Genomic DNA, 1106 nt, shown 5'->3' with positions numbered 1-1106 from the left:
GCCATCACGGTGGAGCCATGAATCCCACCGCAAGACCGCCCGAACCAAGACCATCAAGGACCTCATCGCAGCGTAATCAACCGGCCACCCGACAGACTCTGAGCCGAATGAACGACGACCGGCTTCGGGCCTTCGCCGCCCGTGCCCGCGGCTACGGCCTGGACTTGCACCTCGAGATCAGCACGACCGAGCGTGAACCCGTGGACGAGGCCCTCCGGATCGCCGGCATCCTCGGCGTCCAGCACATTCGCGTCTACTCCCGTTACGAAGGGCAGCTGTCGCAGGTGATGTCGCGCATCGAGGACGACCTGCGCCGCCTCGGCGACCTCGCCGACACCCACGGCCTGCACTTCTCGTTCGAGCAGCACGAAGAACTGCGCTCCGGCGAGATCGCTCAGCTGCTGCGCACCGTCGGCCACCCCCGCCTGCATGCGATGTTCGACTTCGGCAACATGATCAACGCGTGCGAACGGCCGATGGACGCCCTGGCCCAGCTGGCCCCGCACATCCTGCAAGCGCACCTGAAAGGCGTGCACGTCCTTCCTGAGGGCGACGGGTTCGGCCACCGCGGCGTGCTGCAGGGCAGCCCGGAGGACGACCTGCCGGGGGCGCGGATGTTGTTCGACCTGCTCATGCTCGGCGACGACGAGCCGCAGGTCATCACCTTCGCGCTCGAACAGGAGAACCTGTACTACGCGCCCGCCTTCCGCCATCACAGCGAAGGCGAGGACCCCTTCATCCCCTACCGGGAACTGAGCACCACGGGCCTTCCCGAAGGATGGACGCTGCGCGACCTGCTTGCCGCGGAGCCCGGCTGGGCCGTCGACCAGGTCGTCCACGTGCGCGGGCTGCTCGCCCGGATGCGCGAGCTCGCCGCGGCTCGCCTGGCCGCCGCCGACGCCGTGGCAGGTGCGCGATGACGGACACCATGATGAAGACCGCGCCGGCCAAGACCGGGTTCGACAAGGCCAAATGGGCGCGCTTCGCGGTCCTCGTGCTGGCGGGCGGCACCATCTACCTCTGATCTTGGCCAGTGCTCCGCCCTTCAGGGCGGGGGTGAAGGCCATCCTTGGCCCGGAGGCGCGCAGCGCCGGAGTGCTCTTCGT

At 68.4% G+C, this 1106-nt stretch carries 1 protein-coding gene; it reads left to right on the top strand.

Features of this window, described 5'->3' with window-relative positions; translation table 11 throughout:
* Window positions 1-107: 107 nt before the first annotated feature.
* Entirely contained in the window at window positions 108-920 is an 813-nt protein-coding gene (locus tag ACGFSA_RS35260) for a sugar phosphate isomerase/epimerase family protein (protein WP_393310285.1), read from the top strand.
* Window positions 921-1106 lie beyond the last annotated feature (186 nt).

Origin of the sequence: Streptomyces sp. NPDC048496, assembly GCF_043200055.1 — a bacterium.
Taxonomy (GTDB): Bacteria; Actinomycetota; Actinomycetes; order Streptomycetales; family Streptomycetaceae; genus Streptomyces.
Note: the sequence above shows the minus strand (reverse complement) of the source record. Positions and strands in the feature narration are given on the sequence as shown.